This is a genomic window from Nocardioides sp. PD653-B2 (genome assembly GCF_002117935.1).
In the GTDB taxonomy this organism is placed as follows: domain Bacteria; phylum Actinomycetota; class Actinomycetes; order Propionibacteriales; family Nocardioidaceae; genus Nocardioides.
Genome location: NZ_BDJE01000003.1, coordinates 1 through 18,629, shown reverse-complemented (window position 1 = coordinate 18,629; position 18,629 = coordinate 1). Strand labels below are relative to the sequence as shown.

Sequence of the window (18,629 nt, the reverse complement as noted above, 5' to 3'; positions counted from 1 at the left end):
TCCCACTCGACCGACGGAGGCCCGACATGCAGAGCTGGATCCTGTCGCTGCGACCAGCTCCCGAGTCGGGCCTCCCGTCGGTCGACGTGCACGTCCAGGCCCGGCCGGGGGCGACCGTCGCCCACCTGGCCCGGGCCTTCGGCCGGCACGTCGCCCCGGACCAGCCCCATCTCCACCTGGTGCCCTGCGACGGCACCAGCCCCTGGCCGGCCGACCGGCCGCTCGCCGAGTGCGGTCTGCGCACCGGCGACCTGGTCGACGTCGTCTCGGCCCCCGCCGCCTGGCTGACCCGGGTGAGCAGCACCGCCCGGCCGCGCGCGGTCCTCCGCGTCACCGAGGGCCCCGACCGCGGCCAGCGCGTGCACGTCCGCACCACCTCGATGACCCTCGGCCGGGCCGCCACCTGCACGCTGCGACTCACCGACCCCCTGGTCTCCCAGCAGCACGCACGGATCATCCTCGGTGCTCGCCCGACCGTGTACGACGAGGGCTCGGCCAACGGCACCTCCGTCGCCGGCGAGCGGCTCACCAGCGCCCGCGAGATCGACTGGGGCACCCCCATCCGGCTGGGCCGGAGCACCCTGGTCATCGACGCCGGCGAGGTGCCCGGCGACGACGTCGAGGTCTCCGTCTACCGCCCGCCGCGCTTCGGCGACCCGCTCGTCGACGAGGTCCTCGACCTCCCGTCACCGCCCTCGAAGAACCGCCCGTCGCCGCTGCCGTGGGCGATGCTGATGCTGCCGATGGTGATGGGCTTCGCGATCCTGATGCGTTCGCACAGCATGTACGGGCTCGTCTACATGTTCGGCTGGCCGGTCCTCGGCGGCCTGGGCTGGTGGCAGCAGAAGCGCCAGGCCCGCAAGCAGTTCGAGGAGGAGCTCGCCGAGTGGCGCCAGGACGTCGACGACATGCTCACCCTGCTCGACGACCAGGCCGCCCGCCAGCGCAGGCAGTTCCACGACGACTACCCCGACCCGGAGACGGTGCGGGCCCGCGCCGCGTCCCGCGACAAGTACCTCTGGGCCCGCGCCGAGGACCGCCAGGCATTCCTGGTCACCCGGCTCGGCATCGGCTCCGTGCCCGCGATGCTGCGCGGCGCGATCAAGGACGGTGGCGACCGGCCCGCACGCCGCGAGGTCGCCGCCGAGCTCGCCGAGCGCGACACCCTCGAGGACATGCCCGTGCTGGCGGACCTCTCCCAGCACACGGTGGTCGCGCTCACCGGCCCGGACGACCACGTCGACGCGCTGGCCCGCTCGATGATGCTGCGGCTGGGTTTCGACCACTCGCCCTCCGAGGTCACCGTCGCGGGCTGCTTCGGCCGCGGTCGCAAGAGCCACGAGGCCTGGCTGCGCTGGCTCCCCCACGCCACCACCCGCGTCGGCGGCCAGCCCCCGGTCGCGATCGGCTCCCGGGACGCCACCTCGCTGCTCGACCACCTGGTCGCCGAGGACGGCAACAGCGGCCACACCATCTGCTTCGTCGACGAGCTCGCCGGCATCGCGCGCCGTACCGTCGAGGCCGTCGCCGCGGCCGCCCCGGAGCGCAACCTCCACCTGGTCTGGCTGGGGTCGAACCCCGACGAGGTCCCGGCGGCCACCGGGCTGCGGATCGACCTCGCCACCGGCGAGGTCGGTGTCCGCGACCGCGGCGGCATCAGCCGGATCGACACCGCCGACGGCGTCACCCTCGACCACGCCTGGCGCAGCGCCCGCTCGATGACCGGCTACGTCGACGAGGCCGCCGTGCTGCCCGCGTCGACCGCGATCCCGTCGGTGGTGCGGCTGCCCGAGGTGAGCAGCGACTTCGAGGACCTCGACGACATCGTCGCGGTGCTACGTCGCTGGAGCCAGTCGTCCGGGCTGCGCGCCCAGATCGGCTCCGGCATCGACGGCACCGTGACCATCGACCTGCGCGAGGACGGCCCGCACGGCCTGGTCGCCGGCACCACCGGCTCCGGCAAGAGCGAGCTGCTCCAGTCGCTGATCTGCTCGCTGGCCCTCAACAACCCGCCGAGCCGGATGAACTTCCTGCTCGTCGACTACAAGGGCGGCGCGGCGTTCCGCGAGTGCGCCGACCTGCCGCACACCGTCGGCTACATCACCGACCTGACGCCCGCGCTGGTGCAGCGGGCGCTCACCTCACTGGGCGCCGAGATCACCGCCCGCGAGCACCTCCTGGGCCAGTACGGCGTGAAGGACCTGGTGCAGCTCGAGCGCGAGCACCCGGAGGCCGCCGTCCCCAGCGTGCTGATCTGCGTCGACGAGTTCGCGGCGCTCACCCAGGAGGTGCCGGAGTTCGTCGACGGCATCGTCAACCTCGCGCAGCGCGGCCGGTCCCTCGGCATGCACGTGCTGCTCGCGACCCAGCGCCCGGCCGGCGTCGTGACCGGCCCGATCCGCGCCAACACCGACCTGCGCATCGCGCTGCGCGTCTCGTCGGCGGACGACTCCCGCGACGTCATCGACTCCCCCGAAGCCGCGCGGATCTCGCGCCGCACGCCGGGCCGGGCCTGGATCCGGCGCACCGGGCACGGCACCGCCGAGCTCGTCCAGTCGGCCTGGACCGGTGCCCGCCAGCCGGTCGACGCGGGCGAGAACCCGGTCCGCGTGCAGCCTTTCTCCGCGTCCGGATCCCTCGAGAGCGGCCTCGGCGAGGAGGTCCGGCTCGACCCGCGCACCGACCTGGTCCGCTGCGTCACCACCATCCGCACGGCGTTCGCCCGCACCGAGGCCGCGCCCCCGAAGCGGCCCTGGCTGCCGCCGCTGCCCGCCGAGCTGCTGCTCGAGCCGGACCGGCTGATGGCCGAGTCCGTCGACCGCCCGTCCGGCCGCGTCGTCCTCGGTCGCATCGACGAGCCGGCCGCCCAGCAGCAGCCGCAGCTCCTCGTCGACTTCGCGTCCGTCGGCCACGTGCTGGTGTACGGCGCGTCCGGCTCCGGCAAGACCGAGCTGCTGCGCACGACGGTCCTCGCGGCCTCGCTCGGTGACGCGTTCGGCGCCCACGGCGTCGCGCCGTACGTCTACGGCATCGACTACGCCGGCGGCGGCCTCTCCGCGATCGCGGGACTCCCGACGGTCGAGGCGGTCGTCCCGGAGAGCCACCAGGGCCGGGTGCTGCGCCTGCTGCGGCTGCTGCGGCGCACCGTCGCCGACCGCACCTCGGCGCTCGCCGCCCACGGCTGCTCGGACCTCGACGACCTGGCCCGGATGGGCACCGTGCTGCCGCGGGTCTACGTCGTCATCGACAACCTCCCCGCACTGGTCGACGGCCTCGAGTCGGCGGGCGGCGTGGCTCGCAAGCACCTCGAGCACATCCAGAACGTGCTCCAGAACGGCCGCCGCGTCGGCATCCACGTGGTCGCGACCGCCCCCGGCCGCACCGGCGTGCCGACCGCGCTGGCGGCGACCTTCGGGCGCCGCCTCGTGCTGCGGATGACGACGACCGACGACTACCTGATGCTCGGCGTCCCGGCCAACGTGGTCGACGGCGACAGCGCCCCCGGTGCGGGCATGCTCAACCGGTCCTCCGTGCAGATCGCCACCACCGGCGGGGCCGGCACCCCGGTGCAGACCGAGCGGGTCCGGGCGATCGGCGACCTGCTCGCCCCGCGGGTGGCCGGCCGTGGTGCCGCGCCGGTGCCGCCCATGCCGGCCCGTCTCGACCACGGCTCGCTGCCCGCGCCGACCGGCAGCCGGGTGCCGCTGGCCGTGGACGCGGACGCCGTCGCCGTGGTCGAGGTCGACCTGCTCGGCGCCCCCGTCATCATCGCCGGCCGGTCCCGCTCCGGGCGGACCAGCGCCCTGGACGGCATCGAGGCGCTGGTGGGCCGCGGCGAGCACCCGCCGGTGGTCATCCGGTCGACCGACCCGGTCACCGCGGCGGCCGAGGTCGGCGCCTGGCTCACCGGTGAGCGCGACCCCGCGGACTGGGCGCTCCTCCTCGTCGACGACGCCCACCAGTGGGACACCCGCGCGGTGTCCGACGACGTGACCCGGACCGCCACTGCCTCGTTGGTGAAGGCGATGGTCGACCCGGGCAGCCGGCTCGGAGCGGTCGTCACCGCAGAGATGACACAGGCCAAGCAGCGCGGCGGACCCGAGGGTCTCGTGAGCGTCGCACGCCAGGGTCGCCGAGGTTTCGTGCTCCAGCCGGAGTGGAACGATGGCGATGTCCTCGGAGTGACGGTGCCGAGCAAGACCACGGAGCCGCTCTCGGGCCCCGGTCGGGGCCTGTGGTGCGAGGCCGGGTCGACGTGGGTCGCTCAGCTCCTCACTCATCCAGGACATGAACCAGGCACCACACCGCTGACTCGGGAGGCGGAATGAACGGGCTCACCCGTGCCACACACGGCATCGCGGCTCGACTGCGTGCCCTGGCACCCGGCAAGCACCAGCGCAGCGCGCGTGGCGCCGCCGAGCTCTCGGTCGTGGTGGTCGCCGCCTCGCTGGTGGCCGGCGTCCTCTTCGGCAACGGGGTCACCCGCACCGCCGTCGACATCGCCGACGGGCTCACCTGGTTCACCGACGACCCGACCGGCGAGGTCATCGAGGTCAACCCCGCGACCGGCCGGCCGGAGGCCCGCCTCCCCGTCGGCGCCGACGGCGACCAGCTCGACGTGGCGCAGTACGACGGCCGCCTGATCGTCACCAACCGCACGACCGGCACGCTGACGTCCTTCGACCTCACCAGCATCCTGGCGTCCGGCCAGCAGCGCATCACGCCCGGCGGCGCCACCGACGTGCTCCACCACGGCGACACGGTGTTCCTCCTCGACCGCGAGCGCGGCACGATCGCCGACGTCGACCCGGTCACGACCGAGGCGATCGGTGAGATGTGGAGCTCGCCCGAGGGCATCGCCGACGCCGCCATCGACGGCCGGGGCCACCTCTGGGCGATCGACCCCCAGGGCCTCCTCACCGAGCTGCGCTGGTCGTCCTCGAGCCAGCAGTTCGTGGTCGAGGACGACCGCCAGATCGACCACAGCGGCGCGCGCTCCGTGGTCGTCGGGCACGAGCGCGGCGTCACCGTCTTCGGCCCCGACGAGGGCATCGTCGTCCAGGTCGGCACCGGTCACGACGTGGTGGCCGACGCCGCCCGCATCTCCGGCGAGCTCGCCGTGCCCACCTCCTCGCCCGGCGATCTGGTGCCCGCGTCGTCGCCCGACACCGGCACCGTCGCGATCGTCGGCGACGGTCAGGTCCGCGAGGTCGAGATGAGCGCGATCGGCTGCGAGAAGCCCGGCCGCCCCGAGGTCTTCGAGGGGCTCGTCTACGTGCCGTGCACCGGGGCCGGACGGGTCGTCCGGCTCACCCCCGACGGCCGCCGCGCCGGCGCCGACATCGAGGTCGCGGCCGACGACGGCGACCCCGACCTGGTCCTCGACGACGGCAACCTGCTGATCAACGTGCCCGGCGCGACCAAGGGCGCGGTCGTCCACTCCGACGGCACCGTGTCGACCATCGTCCGGTACGACGAGTCGCTGCAGCCGTCGTCCGGCGGCGCGCACTCCCTGGTCTCCCCGCCGGCCATCCAGCCCATCACCGCCACGGTCACGTCCGGACCCGCGGTCCCGCCCACGAACGTGGCGACCACACCGCCCAGCGGACCACCGACGGAGCAGCCCGACACCTCGCCCTCCACGGGGCCGACCGGCGAGCCGGAGTCCCCGGGCCCGCACGAGACCCGCAACCCGAGCACGACGGGCAACCCCAACGCCCCGCACCCGCTCCAGGCACCCCGCACCGTGACCGCCGCCGAGCTCCCCTCCGGCAGCGTCCAGGTGACCTGGACCCATGCGGGCGACCCGGCCGACTCGTTCACCGTGCAGGAGGAGGACGGCCCGGTCCTGGTGACGGTCTCCGGCGAGGAGCGGCAGACGACCGTCTCCGTCGCCCCCGGCCCCCACCGCTTCACCGTCACCGCCATCCGCGAGGGCGACCCCTACGAGACGTCCGCACCCTCCAACGCGGTCAACACGTCCGGGCGGCCCTCGGCGGTCACCGACGTCGTCGGCCACGTGAGCGGCAACCCCGACGACACCTCGGCCGCGGTCAACGTCAGCTGGAGCCCCGCGACCGACAACGGCTCCCCGGTCGTCAGCTACACCGTCGTGATGTCCGATGCCTACGGCACCCAGACCCAAACGTTCACGACCACCAGCGCGACGTTCACGACGTACTGCCAGTCGACCTACTGCAACCCGAGCCCGGTCACCGTGCGGATCACCGCCACCAACGCCAAGGGAGACGGGCCTCCGGCCAACGCGACGCTGTCGTACGACGGCCCGGTGCCGCCGGTGCTGCCGGCCGCCGGCAAGCAGCTGGTCCGCGACGACGACACGACCTGGACCGGCTTCTCCAGCGCCGGCCTCGGCACCACCACGCTGACCCTGGCCCCGCCGCCCGACTGGGTGCAGTTCCAGGGCACGTGCACGTGGACGCACAGCGGCAACCGCACCGGGGACGTCACGACCGAGTACCCCTGCAGCAGCAAGAGGATCAGCGTCGCGATCGACAACGGCCCCGCTCGGGCTCCCGACGACGGCAGGTTCGACCACTCGATCCTGTTCACCGCCAGCAACGGCGTCGCGACCGTCACGAGCGCGACGTACGAGTGGGAGACGGAGCAACGAGTGCTCTGCGACCGCTGCTCGTGACTCCCCCGAACCAGTCCAGACCCAGGAGACTCCCGTGACCGCAGTCGTCGCACCGTTCAGTCCCACCGAGGACGACATCGCCGAGTTCCGGCGCCTCCACCAACGGCTCGGCGACGCGGTCGAGTCCTCGATCCACGGCAAGCGCGGCGTCATCGACCTGGTCCTGGTCGCGACGTTCGCGGGCGGCCACGTGCTGCTCGAGGACATCCCCGGCACCGGCAAGACCACCCTCGCCCGGTCCGTCGCACGAGCGCTCGGCGGGCAGGTGCGCCGCGTCCAGTTCACCCCCGACCTGCTGCCGAGCGACGTCACCGGCACCACCGTGTTCGACCCGCGGGACGGCCAGATCCGGTTCCGCCCCGGGCCGGTCTTCGCCAATGTCGTGCTGGCCGACGAGATCAACCGGGCCTCGGCCAAGACCCAGTCCGCGCTCCTCGAGGTGATGGAGGAGCGCACCGTCACCGTCGACGGCGCGGCGCACCCGGTGCCCGACCCGTTCGTGGTGATCGCCACCCAGAACCCCATCGACCTCGACGGCACCTACCGGCTGCCCGAGGCCCAGCTCGACCGGTTCCTGGTCCGCACCTCCTTGGGCTACCCCGACGCCGAGCACGAGATCGACGTGCTCCGGCCCGGCTCGACCGCGGGCCGGGTCGCCGACGTCCCGGTCGTCACCACCCCCGACGAGGTCGCCGCGCTGGCCGAGCGGCTCTCCGGCCTGCACGTCGCCGACCTCCTGCTGCGCTACGTCCGCGACATCGGCCTCGCCGTCCGCACCGACCCGCGGGTCCGGATCGGCGCCAGCACCCGGGGCCTGCGGTCGCTGGTCCGCTGCCTGCAGGTGTACGCCGCCGCGCAGGGCCGCAACTACGTCGTACCCAGCGACGTGCAGCGGCTCGCCGAGTCGGTGCTCGCGCACCGCACCGTGCTGACCCGCGACGCCGTCCTGGCCGGCCACACCGCCGGGTCGATCGTCCAGGAGGCGCTCGAGACGGTGCCGCCACCGCAGCCCGACCAGGACTAGGAGCCCGCCGATGGCCTCCCCCGCCGCCGCCTGGTCGGTCGCGACCGCGCGCGGCCGGATGACCGCGCTGCTGGGGCTGCTGCTGCTCGTCGCGGGGATCGGCTGGCGCTACCCGCTCACCGCCGGCCTCGGTGCGGTGCTCCTGGTCGTCGTGCTCGCCGAGGTCGTCTCGGTCCTCGCGACCGCCGACGTCGAGGTCCACCGCGAGGTGCAGCCGAGCGTCGTCGTCCGACACGAGCCCTGCACCGGCACCCTCCGGGTCACCGGCCGGCGCCGCCGCGGCCTGGTCCGCTTCGACGCGATGGACGAGGTCGACGGCAGGCTCGTACCGGTCCAGCTCCCCGACACAGCCGGCGCGACCACCGTGTCGGTCAGCTATCCCATCCCCACCCCGCGCCGCGGCCTCCTGCCGGTCGGGCCGGTGCACCTGCGTCGCTACGGGCTCGCCGGCATGGCCGCCACCTCCACGGCGACCGGCCGGGTCGAGGAGGTGCGGGTGCTCCCCCGCCGGATCCCGCTCGGCACGATGATGCCCGGGCACCGCCGGGCCCCCGCCGGCACCGACACCAGCGTGGAGTACGGCGGCACCGACCTGGTCGGTCTGCACGAGTACGCCATGGGCGACGACCTGCGCCGCCTGCACTGGGCGACCAGCGCCCGCTCCGGCACGCTGATGGTCCGCGAGGACGCCGACCCCGCCGAGCCGCACGTGTGCGTGCTGCTCGACGACCGCGTGCCGAGCTACGACGGGTCGACCAGTCCGGGCGAGCTCTTCGAGGAGGCGGTCGAGCTGGTCGCGGCGCTGTGCCGCGCGGCCGTCGACCGTGGCAATCCGCTCCGTTTCTCCTCCCTGAGCGGGCGGCACCGTGTCGTGGTGCCCGGCTCACCCACCCGCCACCCGCAGCGCGAGGCCCGCGACCTCGAGTGGCTGCTCGCCGAGATCGGCCAGACCGTCCAGTCGACCGTGACCCGCGACGCCGTGCCGGGCCTCGACGTCACCGTCGTGGTCACCGGCGCCTCCGCGGACCGGCACGAGCTCGGCCTCCTCCTCGGCGGGAGCGTGACCCGCGTGGTCGCGGTCGTCGACCCGATGCCGCTGGTGAGCGCCGAGCAGCACGCCGGCGTCACCCTCCTGCGCGGCGCGAGCTCCCTGTCGCTGGCCGCCGCCTGGGACGAGGCCGCCGCCCGATGAGCCCCGCGACGAGGACGCCGGTCCGTTCCCCCTGGCTGCTGACCGCGTGGGCGGCCGGGCTGGTCGCGGTCGGCGGCATCGCCCTGGCCGGTGCCTGGCACCACTGGCTCCCGGTCGTCCTGCTCCTGGTCGCCGGGGTGGTGCCGATGCTGCTCCTGCGGTCGGTCGTCTCGCTCGGGGTGTCGCGCTGGGCGGCCGCGTCGGTGCTGGCGCTGCTGCTCGTGCTCGTGGCGTACCTGATGTCGGCTCGCAGCGGGACCTCGCTGGCCGGCACCCTGAGCGACTCCGTGCCGCTGCTGCTGACCTCGCCGCAGCCCTACCCGGTGCGCGCCGACCTGCTCGCCGCCCCGATCCTCCTGACCGGGCTGATCTCGCTCTTCGCCGGGCTCCGCGCCGAGAGCCGCACCCGCGTCGCGCCGGTCGCCGCCGGGGTGCTGCTGTACGTCGCGGCCGCCCTGCTCACCAGCGGCGGCGCCGACCCGGCGGGGATCCTGGCCGTGCTGCTCGTCGTGCTCGCGGTCCTCGGCTGGGTGCTGCTCGACGAGCACCCGGAGCCGGCGCGGCGTCGGCTGGCGATCGCCGCCCCGGCCCTGGTCGTCCTGGTCGGCGCCCTCGCGTCCGTGGCGCTGCTGCCGAGCCAGGACCCCTACGACCCGCGGGTCCTCGTGGACCCGCCCGTGACCGTGGTCGAGACGTCGAGCCCGCTGCCCCAGCTCGGCGCCTGGGCGGCCAACCCCGACGCGGAGCTGCTGCGGGTCACCGGCGACGCGGTGCCGCTGCGCCTGGTCACCCTGGACGACTACGACGGCGCGCAGTGGCGGGCCGCGACCCGCTACGCCCCGCTCGGCACGACCTCCCCCGAGCCGCTGACCGGGGAGCGGCGCCGGACGTCGACGGTGACCGTGACCCTGGCGGGTCTCGGCGGCAACTGGCTGCCGTCACCGGGCGACCCGACCCGGGTGAGCGAGCCCGACGCGGTCGTCGACACCGGCACCGGCACGCTCTACGACCCGGTCGCGGCCGCCGACACGTCGTACGACATCACCGGCGTGGTCGACCGCCCGGACCCGGCGGACCTGGTGAACGCGACGGTGCCCACCTCCGGGCCGGCGCTGGCCTACCTCCGCCAGCCCGACCTGCCCTTCGAGCTGGCGCGCTACGCCGAGCAGGTCATCCCCGACGCGACCACGCCGTACGAGCAGGCGCTGGCGATCGAGGCTGCGGTGCAGGGCGACCGGCGGCTGTCACCGCGGGCCATCTCGGGCTCGGCCTTCTGGCGCATCGAGCGTTTCCTGCTCGGCCGCGGGTCCGGCGGGCAGGTCGGCACGTCCGAGCAGTTCGCGACGTCCTTCGCGATCCTCGCCCGGCAGGCCGGCCTCCCCACGCGCGTGGTGGTCGGCTTCCGGCCCGGTCACGAGCAGCCCGACGGCAGCCGGATCATCCGCAGCCGCGACGCGCTGGCCTGGCCGGAGGTCTACTTCAACCGGCTCGGCTGGGTGCCCTTCTCCCCCACGCCCCACGACGACACGTTCAGCGACGGCCGCCCCGAGCTCGGGGAGATGCCGGAGGTCGACCCGGCTCCCGCCCCGACCGCCCCGGTCCCCTCCGACGGCACCGCACCCGGGCCGGTCGACGCCGACGCGACCCCGCCCTCCGACGCGACCGCCGAGGCCGCCCCCTGGGTGCCGGCCGTGATGGCCGGCGGGGTGCTGGTGCTGCCGCTCCTGCTGCTCGGCGGCGCGCGCCAGGTCCGCAGCCTGCGCCATCGGCGCCGCGGCGCGACCGGCGCGTGGGCCGAGGTCTACGACGCCCTGGTGCTGGCCGGGTCGACCCCGCCGCGCTGGGAGACCGCGCCCGACGCCGCCGACCGGGCCGACCGGCGCTTCGGCACCGACGCGGCCACCCGCGTCGCGGTCCGCGCCGAGCGGGCGGCGTTCGGCCCCGCGCCGGCGCCGACGGCGGCCCCCGCCGACGAGGTCCGGGCCGTACGCCGGGCCGCGCGCGCCTCGCTCCCGTGGTGGCGGCGCTGGTGGTGGTCGTTCGACCCGCGCGTGCTGGGCCGTTGACGGGCTGCGGCGCTAGCGGGTGACGCAGCGCGAGTCGGTGATGCCGATCTCGCCGGTGGGGAGATGCACCGTCATCACGAAGCAGGCCCTGCTGTGGTCGGGGATCACGAAGGGCACCGTCGCCTCCGTCGTCCCGGCCCGGAACTCGAACTCCGGCACCTCCTCGGGCGACGTCTGCGACAGCACGAAGTCGCCCTCCCCGTCGCTCGGGTCGTTCCACTTCAGCGCCAGCGAGGTGCCGTCGCTGCGGAGCTTCAGGAAGTCGAATGCGAGCCGGGGGTCGGCCCGCCGCAGCTGCGCCTCACCGGACTCGGTGGGTGCCGAGCTCAGCGACGGCACCGGCGCCCCGAGGTCGGCGGCGGGGGTCTCGATCGGGGGGGCGTCGCCGTCGGAGCGGAGCACCGCACCGACGATCCCGAGCACCAGACCGATCAGGAGGGCCGCACCGCCGAGCCCGAGCAGCAGCCAGCGTCGGCCGTGGTGGGGGCGCTCGGTCGACGGGGCAGCGGGCGGAGCGGGCTCGCGGTGCTGGAGCGAGGGTGCCGGATCGCTGGTCGGCTCCACCGGCCGGAGGCCGGTCGGTGACTCGTCGACCACCGGTCGCGGCGCGTGGGCCAGCACCGAGAGGGCGACGGGGTCCGGCGCGACCGGGGGCGGCGCCTCGGCCGGTGCCGCGGCCGGCGCGGAGGCGAGCGGCGACCGGGCGGCGCCGGGCTCCCAGGCGGTCACCCGCAGCCGGGACAGGGCGTCGCGCAGCTCCGCCGCCGACTGCCAGCGCCTCTCGGGGTCCTTGGCCAGGCAGCGATCGACGACCGCGGCCAGCGCGCCCGCGTCCGTCCCGGACAGCGCGCGGTGCGGCTCGGTGCGGGCCCGCCGCAGGTAGGCGAGCGCGGAGTCGTCGTCGGGGTCGTCGCTCGCGAACGGCGGGCGGCCGTCGACGAGCGTGTAGAGGGTGGAGCCCAGGGACCAGAGGTCGTCGGCGGCTGTCGGCGGCTGGCCGTCGAGGATCTGCGGCGAGGCGTGCCGGTAGGTGAACGTCTCGACCGACGAGGTGTGCTCGGAGTCGACCAGCCGGGCGATCCCGAAGTCGGCGAGCACCCACGAGGTCGGCAGGACGAGCACGTTCTGCGGTTTCACGTCGCGGTGCAGCACCCCGTGGCTGTGGGCGAACGCGAGCGCGTCGGCGAGCACCGCACCGATCGTGACGACCTCGTCGACCGGCAGCGGCCCGTGCGACCGGAGCCGGTCGTCGAGCGACCCGCTCTCGTAGAAGTCCATGACGATCGCCGGGTGACCGGACTCGGTCGTGCCGGTGGTGAGGATGTTGACGATGTTGGGGTGCTGGCGCCCCAGCGCCACGGTGATCTCGATCTCCCGGACGAAGCGCGCCGCGGCCCGCTCGTCGTCGGTCTGCAGCACCTTGACGGCGACGTCGCGGTTCATCGCGACGTCGCGGGCGCGAAACACCACGGAGTCGCCGCCGCGGCCGACCTCCGTGAGGTGGTCGTACCCGGCGAGCGACTCCGTGGTGGTGGTGCCCGTCTGCGCAGGGGGACGCCAGGCGGCGTCCTCGCCACCGATGACACCCGAGTGCCTGGTCACGCTGGGGTTCTACCCAGGACCAGACCGGCTCACTCCTCGGTCTTGTCCTCGGCAGCGTCGTCCGCAGCGTCGTCCGTGGCGACCTCGGCCTCGGGCTCACCGATGGTGCCGTCGGGGCGCAGGTTCTTCAGCTCGACCACGTTGCCCGAGGCGTCCTTGACGACCGCGCTCTCGACGATCCGGGCCAGCGCCTTGCCACGCAGGATCTCCTGGACCAGCTCCGGGATGTGGTTGTGCTCGAACATGTGGTTCGCGAACTCCTGCGGGTCCTGGCCGGACTGCTGGGCGCGGCGGACGAGGTGCTCGGAGAGCTCGGCCTGGTCGATGCCGAACTCCTCGGCCTTCGCGATCTCGTCGAGGATGAACTGCGCGGCGACCGCGTCCCGGACCCGGCGGTCGAGGTCGGCCTCGAACTCCTCCAGGGTCTGGCCCTCGTCCTCGAGGTACTTGTCCATCGTGATGCCGGCGTACGCGAGCTGCTGCTCGATGTTCGTGCGGCGGGCGTTGAGCTCGTCGGTGACGACGACCTCGGGCAGCGGGACGTCGACCTTCTCCAGCAGCTGCTCGAGCACGGCGTCACGGGCGGCCGCGGCCTGCTCGAGGCGCTTGCCGCGGCCCAGGCGCTCGCGCACGTCGTCGGTGAGCTCGCCGACGGTGTCGAACTCCGAGGCCATCTGGGCGAACTCGTCGTCGAGGTCGGGGAGCTCCTGCTCCTGCACCTGGCTGACGCTGACGGTGACCTCGACCTCCTCGCCGATCAGGTCGCCGCCCACGAGCTGGGACTGGAAGGTCTTCTCGTCGCCCGCGGCCATGCCGGTCAGCGCCTCGTCGAGGCCGTCGAGCATGCCGCCGCGGCCCACCTTGTAGGACATGCCGGACACCTCGGCGCCCTCGAGCACCTCGCCGTCCTTGGTGGCCTTGAGGTCGAGCACGACGAAGTCGCCGTCGGCGGCCGGGCGCTCGACGTCGACCAGGGTGGCGAACCGCTCGCGCAGCGCCTCGACCTGCTCGTCGACCTCGGTGTCGGTCAGCTCGATGTCGTCGACCTCGGCCTCGAGGCCGTCGTACGACGGCAGCGTGATCTCGGGACGGATGTCGACCTCGGCGGTGAACTCGAGGGTCTCGTTGTCCTCGAACTTGGTCACCTCGATCTCCGGCTGGGCGATCGGCTGGAGCGAGTTCGCCTCGAGCGCCTCCAGGTACTTCTTCGGCAGGACCTCGTTGATCGCCTCGTCGAGCACCGCACCGCGGCCGACCTGACGGTCGATGACCATCGGCGGGACCTTGCCGCGGCGGAAGCCGGGGACGTTGATCTGCTGGGCGATCTTCTTGTACGCCGCGTCGAGGCTCGGCTTGAGCTCCTCGAAGGGCACCTCGACGGTCAGCTTGGCCCTGGTCGGGCTCAAGGTCTCGACGGCGCTCTTCACAGGTGTTCTCCTCATTCGTTCGTGGTGGTGCATCTGGTGTCTCTGGGTCTGCTGCTGGGCGTCGGGGCGACAGGACTCGAACCTGCGATCTCCTGCTCCCAAAGCAGGCGCGCTAGCCACTACGCTACGCCCCGCCAAACGGGACCCCTGGGGCGTGATCGGCACGCTCCTGGCCCTGCTTGGAGCGGATGACGGGAATCGAACCCGCGTAGCCAGTTTGGAAGACTGGGGCTCTACCATTGAGCTACATCCGCGCGCACACATCCGCCGTGAACATGGGTGGGGTTCGCAGGCGTAAATGTGCGGTGTCATGGTGCCACACCGCGACCCCTCCGCCCCAACCGAGGGCTCCCCGGTGAGCAGGCTCAGCGCCGGTGGACCAGCACCAAGGCGCGGTCGTCGTTCTCCGAGCCCAGCGCGTCGACCAGACGGTCCGCGCCTCCCTCGAAGGTCCCGCGCAGCAGCTGCTCGGCCTGGCCGAGCATCCGGTCGATGCCCAGCGCGATGTCGCGGCGGGGTGTCTCGACCATGCCGTCGGTGTAGAGCAGCAGCGCGTCGCGGTGGCGCATCACGCCGGCGACCATCTTGAACTCGGCGTCCTCGATGAGGCCGAGCACCGGGCCGTCGCCCTCGTGGACCGTCCAGCGACCGGAGCCCGCATCGAGCTGGGCGGCCGGCGGGTGGCCCGCCGTACGCACCTCGAACTGGCCGGTCTCGGTGTCGAGCGAGAGGTGCAGGGCGGTCGCGAAGCCCTCCTCCCAGTCCTGGCGCAGCAGGTAGTCGTTGGCCGCCGGCAGGAACTCCTCCGGCGGCAGCGCGCCGAGCAGCCCGCCGAACGCGCCGGACAGGAGCAGCGCTCGGGTGCCGGCCTGCTCGCCCTTGCCGGACACGTCGACCACCGCGATCTCGACCCGGTTGCTGTGGCGGGGCCGGGTGGAGACGACGAAGTCGCCGGCGAACGGCGTACCCCCGGCGGAGCGCAGCGCGATCTCCACCAGCCACTCGTCGGTCAGCGACGGGACACCGCCCTGGTTGAGGATCCGGTCGCGCAGGTCGACCAGCATCGACTCGCCGAGCACCCCCGCGACTCCCAGGCGGGAGCGGCGGAACGACGTGACCAGGACGATGAAGCAGAGCAGGAAGAGGATCGCGATCGCCACCACGGTCCGCGGGGTGATCTCCTGCTGGCGGGCGATGGCGAGCATCAGCATCACCATCAGGAAGACCACGAACCACGGGAGCTGGCGCGGGCCCAGGAGGAGGCTGCCGAGCAGCAACGGCACCATCAGCGTGGTCATCGGGACGACGGTCGGCCAGGCCACGATGGCGGCGGTGACGGCCGCCGTGAGGGCGACCAGCCAGGTGATCGTCCGGTTCTGCGGGGCGACACCGTGGCGCAGCGTCCGGCGCAGGCCGGACTTCCTCCACGAGGACCGGGCGGGCCGGACTGCCTCAGGGCGAGCGGTCATCGTGGTCGGTCCTCGTTGATCGGGTGGCGTCATCGTAGTGCTCGCGACCGGAACCGAGGTTGGCAATGCGCGCACCAGAACAGGTTTCTCGTCTGGAGCACCTCGGTGCGGACCGGGGTCCCGCAGAGGTGGCAGGGCTGGCCCGTGCGCCGGTAGACGTAGACCTCACCGCCGTGGTCGTCCTTGCGCGGGGGGGCGGCCCATGGCCTCGGGCAGGTGCTCGGGGCGGACCGTGTCGATCCGGCCGGTGCGGACCCCCTCGCGCATCAGCTCGACGAGGTCGTCCCACATCGCGCGCCACTGGCCGACCCGGAGCGTGTGGCCCGGGCGCAGCGGGTGCATGCGGTGCCGGAACAGCAGCTCGGCGCGGTAGACGTTGCCGACCCCGGCGAGCACGGACTGGTCCATGAGCAGCCCGCCGATGGGCGCCTTGCTGCGCCGGATCCGCTCCCACGCGAGCATCGGGTCGGCGTGCTCCCGCAGCGGGTCGGGCCCGGAGCGGTCGAAGACCGCCTGCCGCTGCTCGCGGGTGACCAGCTCGCACGTGGTCGCACCGCGCAGGTCGGCGTAGGCGTGCCGGTCGCGGTCAGCTGCCACGAGGCGGAGGCGGACCTGGCCGACCGCCTCCGGCACGTGCTCGACACCGGAGTGGACGTCGAACTTGCCGTAGAGCCCGAGGTGGACGTGCACGAAGCGGTCGTCGGGGAAGCCGATGAAGAGGTGCTTGCCCCAGGCCTCGGCGCCGACCAGCACCTGACCGTCCACGAGCGCGGCCGAGTCGGCGAAGCGGCCCTGCGGGCTGCCCGCCCGCACCACGCGGCCGGCGAAGGTCGCGGAGATCTCGTCGGCGAGGCGGTGGAGGGTGTGGCCCTCAGGCATCGGCCGGGGCGTCGCCGGACAGCTGTGCCGACGCGGGGAGCGGCGGGAGGACGCCGGTCTCCTCGTAGGACGTGAGCTGGCCGATCCGGCGTACGTGCCGCTCGTCGCCACTGAACGGCTCGGCGAGGAAGACCTCGACGAAGCGGGTCATGTCCTCGCGCGAGTGCATCCGGCCGCCGACCGACACGACCTGCGCGTCGTTGTGCTCGCGGGCGAGCCGGGCCGTCTCCTCGGACCAGACGAGGGCGCAGCGGATGCCGCGCACCTTGTTCGCCGCCATCTGCTCGCCGTTGCCCGACCCGCCGATGACGACGCCGAGACTGTCGAGGCCGGCGGCCCGGTCCTCGGCCACACCCGCGGCGGCGCGGAGGCAGAAGACCGGGTAGTCGTCGACGGCGTCGTAGACGAACGGGCCGTGGTCGACCGGCTCGTAGCCGTGGGCGGTCAGCCAACCCGTGAGGTGTTCCTTGAGATCGAGTCCGGCATGGTCGCAGCCGAGGTGCACGCGCATGGCACCATCCTGTCAGCAGGGACCTTCAGCCGTGCAGCCGGAGGAAGCCGGCGACCTGGCGCATGAGCGGCTCGGCGGGTGTGAAGACGCGGTCGTGGCGCCAGAAGCCGTGGATCTGACCGAGGTAGCGGGTGGCGGTCACCGCGACTCCCTCCTCGGCCAGCCGCTGCGCGAGCGCCTCGCCCTCGTCGCGCAGCGGGTCGTGCTCGGCGGTCACCACCAGTGTCGGCGGCAGGGTGCCGAGCCGGTCGGACAGGAGCGGGGCCAGGTCGGGGTCGGTCAGGTCGGCGGGCGCGGCGGCGTACTGCTGCCAGTACCAGGCGGCCTCGCGCGGGTCGAACCCGTCGGCGGCGGTCCGGTAGGACTCGAAGCCGGCGGTGGGGTCGAGGAAGGGGTAGATCAGTGCGACCGCCGCGAACGCGCCCGGGTGGCGCAGCGCCGCGACCAGGGCGAGGTTGCCGCCCGCGCTGTCGCCGTGCGCGAACAACGGCCCGTCGGTGCTGCGCCGGGCCCAGGCCACCGCCGCGGACACGTCGTCCGGCGCGGCCGGGAACGGGTGCTCGGGCGGCCTGCGGTAGTCGACGCTCAGCACCGACATCCCGGACCGGTTCGCGAGCCGTCGCGCCCCCGCGTCGTGGACGTCGATGTCGTGGAACACGAAGCCACCGCCGTGCAGGTGAATCACCAGACCGGCGTCCGCGCCATCGGGCACGTAGACCCGGCAGCGGACCCCGTCGGCGTCGACGTCACGGACCTCGCCGACCTCCTCGCGCGGGTCGGCCGCGGCCGCGGCCCGGGCCTCCGCCCGGGCCGCGTCGATGTCGTAGCCCTCGGTCCAGACGGGGACGTCGGTGGCCGCGGCCTCGACGGCGCGACGGGCTTCGGGAAACAGCATGGTGAAACCGTAGTGACCCGCGAGGATGTGCCCATGGTGTTTCTCGGATGGTGGGTGCTGGCGCTCGTCTTCCTCGACGAGCTGCTCGCGGTCGCCGCCTTCGGTGTCTGGGGGTGGGCGCACGACCCCCGCTGGCTGCTCGTCTGGCTGCTTCCGCTCGCCGCGATGACGGCATGGTTCCTGGTCGCGTCGCCGAAGGCGACGTACGGCGGGCCGGTCCGGCGACCGGTCGTGAAGGTGATCGTCTTCGGGCTCGCCTCGTGGGCCCTGTGGGACGCCGGGCACCCGGCGTGGGCGCTCGCGCTGCTGGTCTTCTCCGTGGTCGTGAACGCGCTCGCGCTGCTCCCGTCGATCGCGGCCCTCCCGGGTCAGGTCAGCGGGGCTCGGCCGCCGGCCGGGCGCTGAGCGCGCCGGTCCCCGGCGTCGCCACGGTCACGAACACCTCTGCCGAGCCGGGTACGGCGGACGCCCACCCCGGTAGTACCGCGCCGTGCCACGAAACTGACTGGGGTCGTACTCCACCCCACGAGTCTCCCAGCGTCGGCATGGTTGTGGCCCCGTCGGCCGTGGCCGGCGGGGTCGGTGGGTCAGGTATGTCGTGGGTGGGTGAGGTCGTGGACGTACACGTGCCCGCGGGGGCTGGTCCAGCGGAACACCCGGGCTGTGGTGCGTTGGTAGGTCCAGCCGCCGTGGGTCTTGAGGCGGTGGTGGTGGCGGCACAGGGGGGCGAGGTTGCAGGAGCAGGTGGGTCCGCCGGAGTCGTAGTCGATGATGTGGTCGGCGTCGCAGGACCTGGATGGTCGGGTGCAGTGCGGGAACACGCAGGTGGGGTGGGTGAGGTTCACCTGTTCGCGCAGCAGTGGGGTGGGGTCGTGGCCCTGGTTCCAGCGGTGTTCGTTGAGGTCG

12 protein-coding genes, 2 tRNA genes and 1 pseudogene are annotated in these 18,629 nt (G+C 73.8%); 6 read left to right on the top strand and 9 right to left on the bottom strand.

What is annotated here, in order from left to right; translation table 11 throughout:
• Positions 1 to 26: 26 nt before the first annotated feature.
• The 5 genes from PD653B2_RS00600 to PD653B2_RS00580 are packed head-to-tail and all read left to right on the top strand — an operon-like array spanning position 27 to position 10,940.
• Positions 27 to 4,328, top strand: a complete 4,302-nt coding sequence (locus tag PD653B2_RS00600; RefSeq protein WP_085870390.1) for an FtsK/SpoIIIE domain-containing protein — start codon at positions 27 to 29, stop codon at positions 4,326 to 4,328.
• Positions 4,325 to 6,658, top strand: coding sequence for a hypothetical protein (locus PD653B2_RS00595; protein WP_085870389.1), 2,334 nt, complete (start codon positions 4,325 to 4,327; stop codon positions 6,656 to 6,658). The genes PD653B2_RS00600 and PD653B2_RS00595 overlap by 4 nt, the downstream gene beginning before the upstream one ends.
• Before the next feature lie 34 nt (positions 6,659 to 6,692).
• Positions 6,693 to 7,682, top strand: a complete 990-nt coding sequence (locus PD653B2_RS00590) for an AAA family ATPase (RefSeq protein WP_085870388.1) — start codon at positions 6,693 to 6,695, stop codon at positions 7,680 to 7,682.
• A 10-nt stretch (positions 7,683 to 7,692) separates the two neighbouring features.
• Positions 7,693 to 8,874, top strand: a complete 1,182-nt coding sequence (locus PD653B2_RS00585) for a DUF58 domain-containing protein (RefSeq protein WP_085870387.1) — start codon at positions 7,693 to 7,695, stop codon at positions 8,872 to 8,874.
• Entirely contained in the window at positions 8,871 to 10,940 is a 2,070-nt protein-coding gene (locus PD653B2_RS00580) for a transglutaminaseTgpA domain-containing protein (protein WP_085870386.1), read from the top strand. The genes PD653B2_RS00585 and PD653B2_RS00580 overlap by 4 nt, the downstream gene beginning before the upstream one ends.
• A 12-nt stretch (positions 10,941 to 10,952) precedes the next feature.
• Here the strand turns inward: PD653B2_RS00580 and PD653B2_RS00575 are convergent, their stop codons facing one another.
• The 8 genes and pseudogenes from PD653B2_RS00575 to PD653B2_RS00540 all read right to left on the bottom strand — a co-directional run bounded on the left by PD653B2_RS00575 (position 10,953) and on the right by PD653B2_RS00540 (position 17,723).
• Positions 10,953 to 12,542 carry a serine/threonine-protein kinase gene (locus PD653B2_RS00575; RefSeq protein WP_085870385.1) on the bottom strand — a complete coding sequence of 530 codons (1,590 nt, stop codon included), beginning with the start codon at positions 12,540 to 12,542 and terminating at the stop codon, positions 10,953 to 10,955.
• A 29-nt stretch (positions 12,543 to 12,571) separates the two neighbouring features.
• Positions 12,572 to 13,969 (bottom strand): trigger factor, encoded by a 1,398-nt coding sequence (gene tig / locus PD653B2_RS00570; protein WP_085870384.1) that lies wholly within the window; start codon positions 13,967 to 13,969, stop codon positions 12,572 to 12,574.
• A gap of 61 nt (positions 13,970 to 14,030) precedes the next feature.
• Positions 14,031 to 14,103: transfer RNA gene (locus PD653B2_RS00565), tRNA-Pro, on the bottom strand.
• A gap of 46 nt (positions 14,104 to 14,149) precedes the next feature.
• A tRNA-Gly gene (locus PD653B2_RS00560) sits at positions 14,150 to 14,223 on the bottom strand.
• A 111-nt stretch (positions 14,224 to 14,334) separates the two neighbouring features.
• Entirely contained in the window at positions 14,335 to 15,438 is a 1,104-nt protein-coding gene (locus PD653B2_RS00555) for a PP2C family protein-serine/threonine phosphatase (protein ID WP_085870383.1), read from the bottom strand.
• 29 nt (positions 15,439 to 15,467) lie between these two features.
• A pseudogene (locus PD653B2_RS00550) lies at positions 15,468 to 16,317 on the bottom strand (Fpg/Nei family DNA glycosylase).
• On the bottom strand, positions 16,310 to 16,828 hold the full coding sequence (locus PD653B2_RS00545) for a ribose-5-phosphate isomerase (protein WP_085870382.1): 519 nt from the start codon (positions 16,826 to 16,828) through the stop codon (positions 16,310 to 16,312). The pseudogene PD653B2_RS00550 and the gene PD653B2_RS00545 overlap by 8 nt, the downstream one beginning before the upstream one ends.
• 25 nt (positions 16,829 to 16,853) lie before the next feature.
• Positions 16,854 to 17,723: an alpha/beta hydrolase gene (locus PD653B2_RS00540; protein ID WP_085870381.1), complete on the bottom strand. Its 870-nt coding sequence runs from the start codon at positions 17,721 to 17,723 to the stop codon at positions 16,854 to 16,856.
• Positions 17,724 to 17,756: 33 nt separating this feature from the next.
• Here PD653B2_RS00540 and PD653B2_RS00535 point away from each other — a divergent pair, with 33 nt between their 5' ends.
• Positions 17,757 to 18,128 (top strand): YrdB family protein, encoded by a 372-nt coding sequence (locus PD653B2_RS00535; RefSeq protein WP_085870380.1) that lies wholly within the window; start codon positions 17,757 to 17,759, stop codon positions 18,126 to 18,128.
• 182 nt (positions 18,129 to 18,310) lie between these two features.
• Here PD653B2_RS00535 and PD653B2_RS24660 read toward each other — a convergent pair.
• The coding region (locus PD653B2_RS24660) for an HNH endonuclease signature motif containing protein (RefSeq protein WP_165763269.1) at positions 18,311 to 18,629 on the bottom strand (319 nt) is incomplete at its 5' end.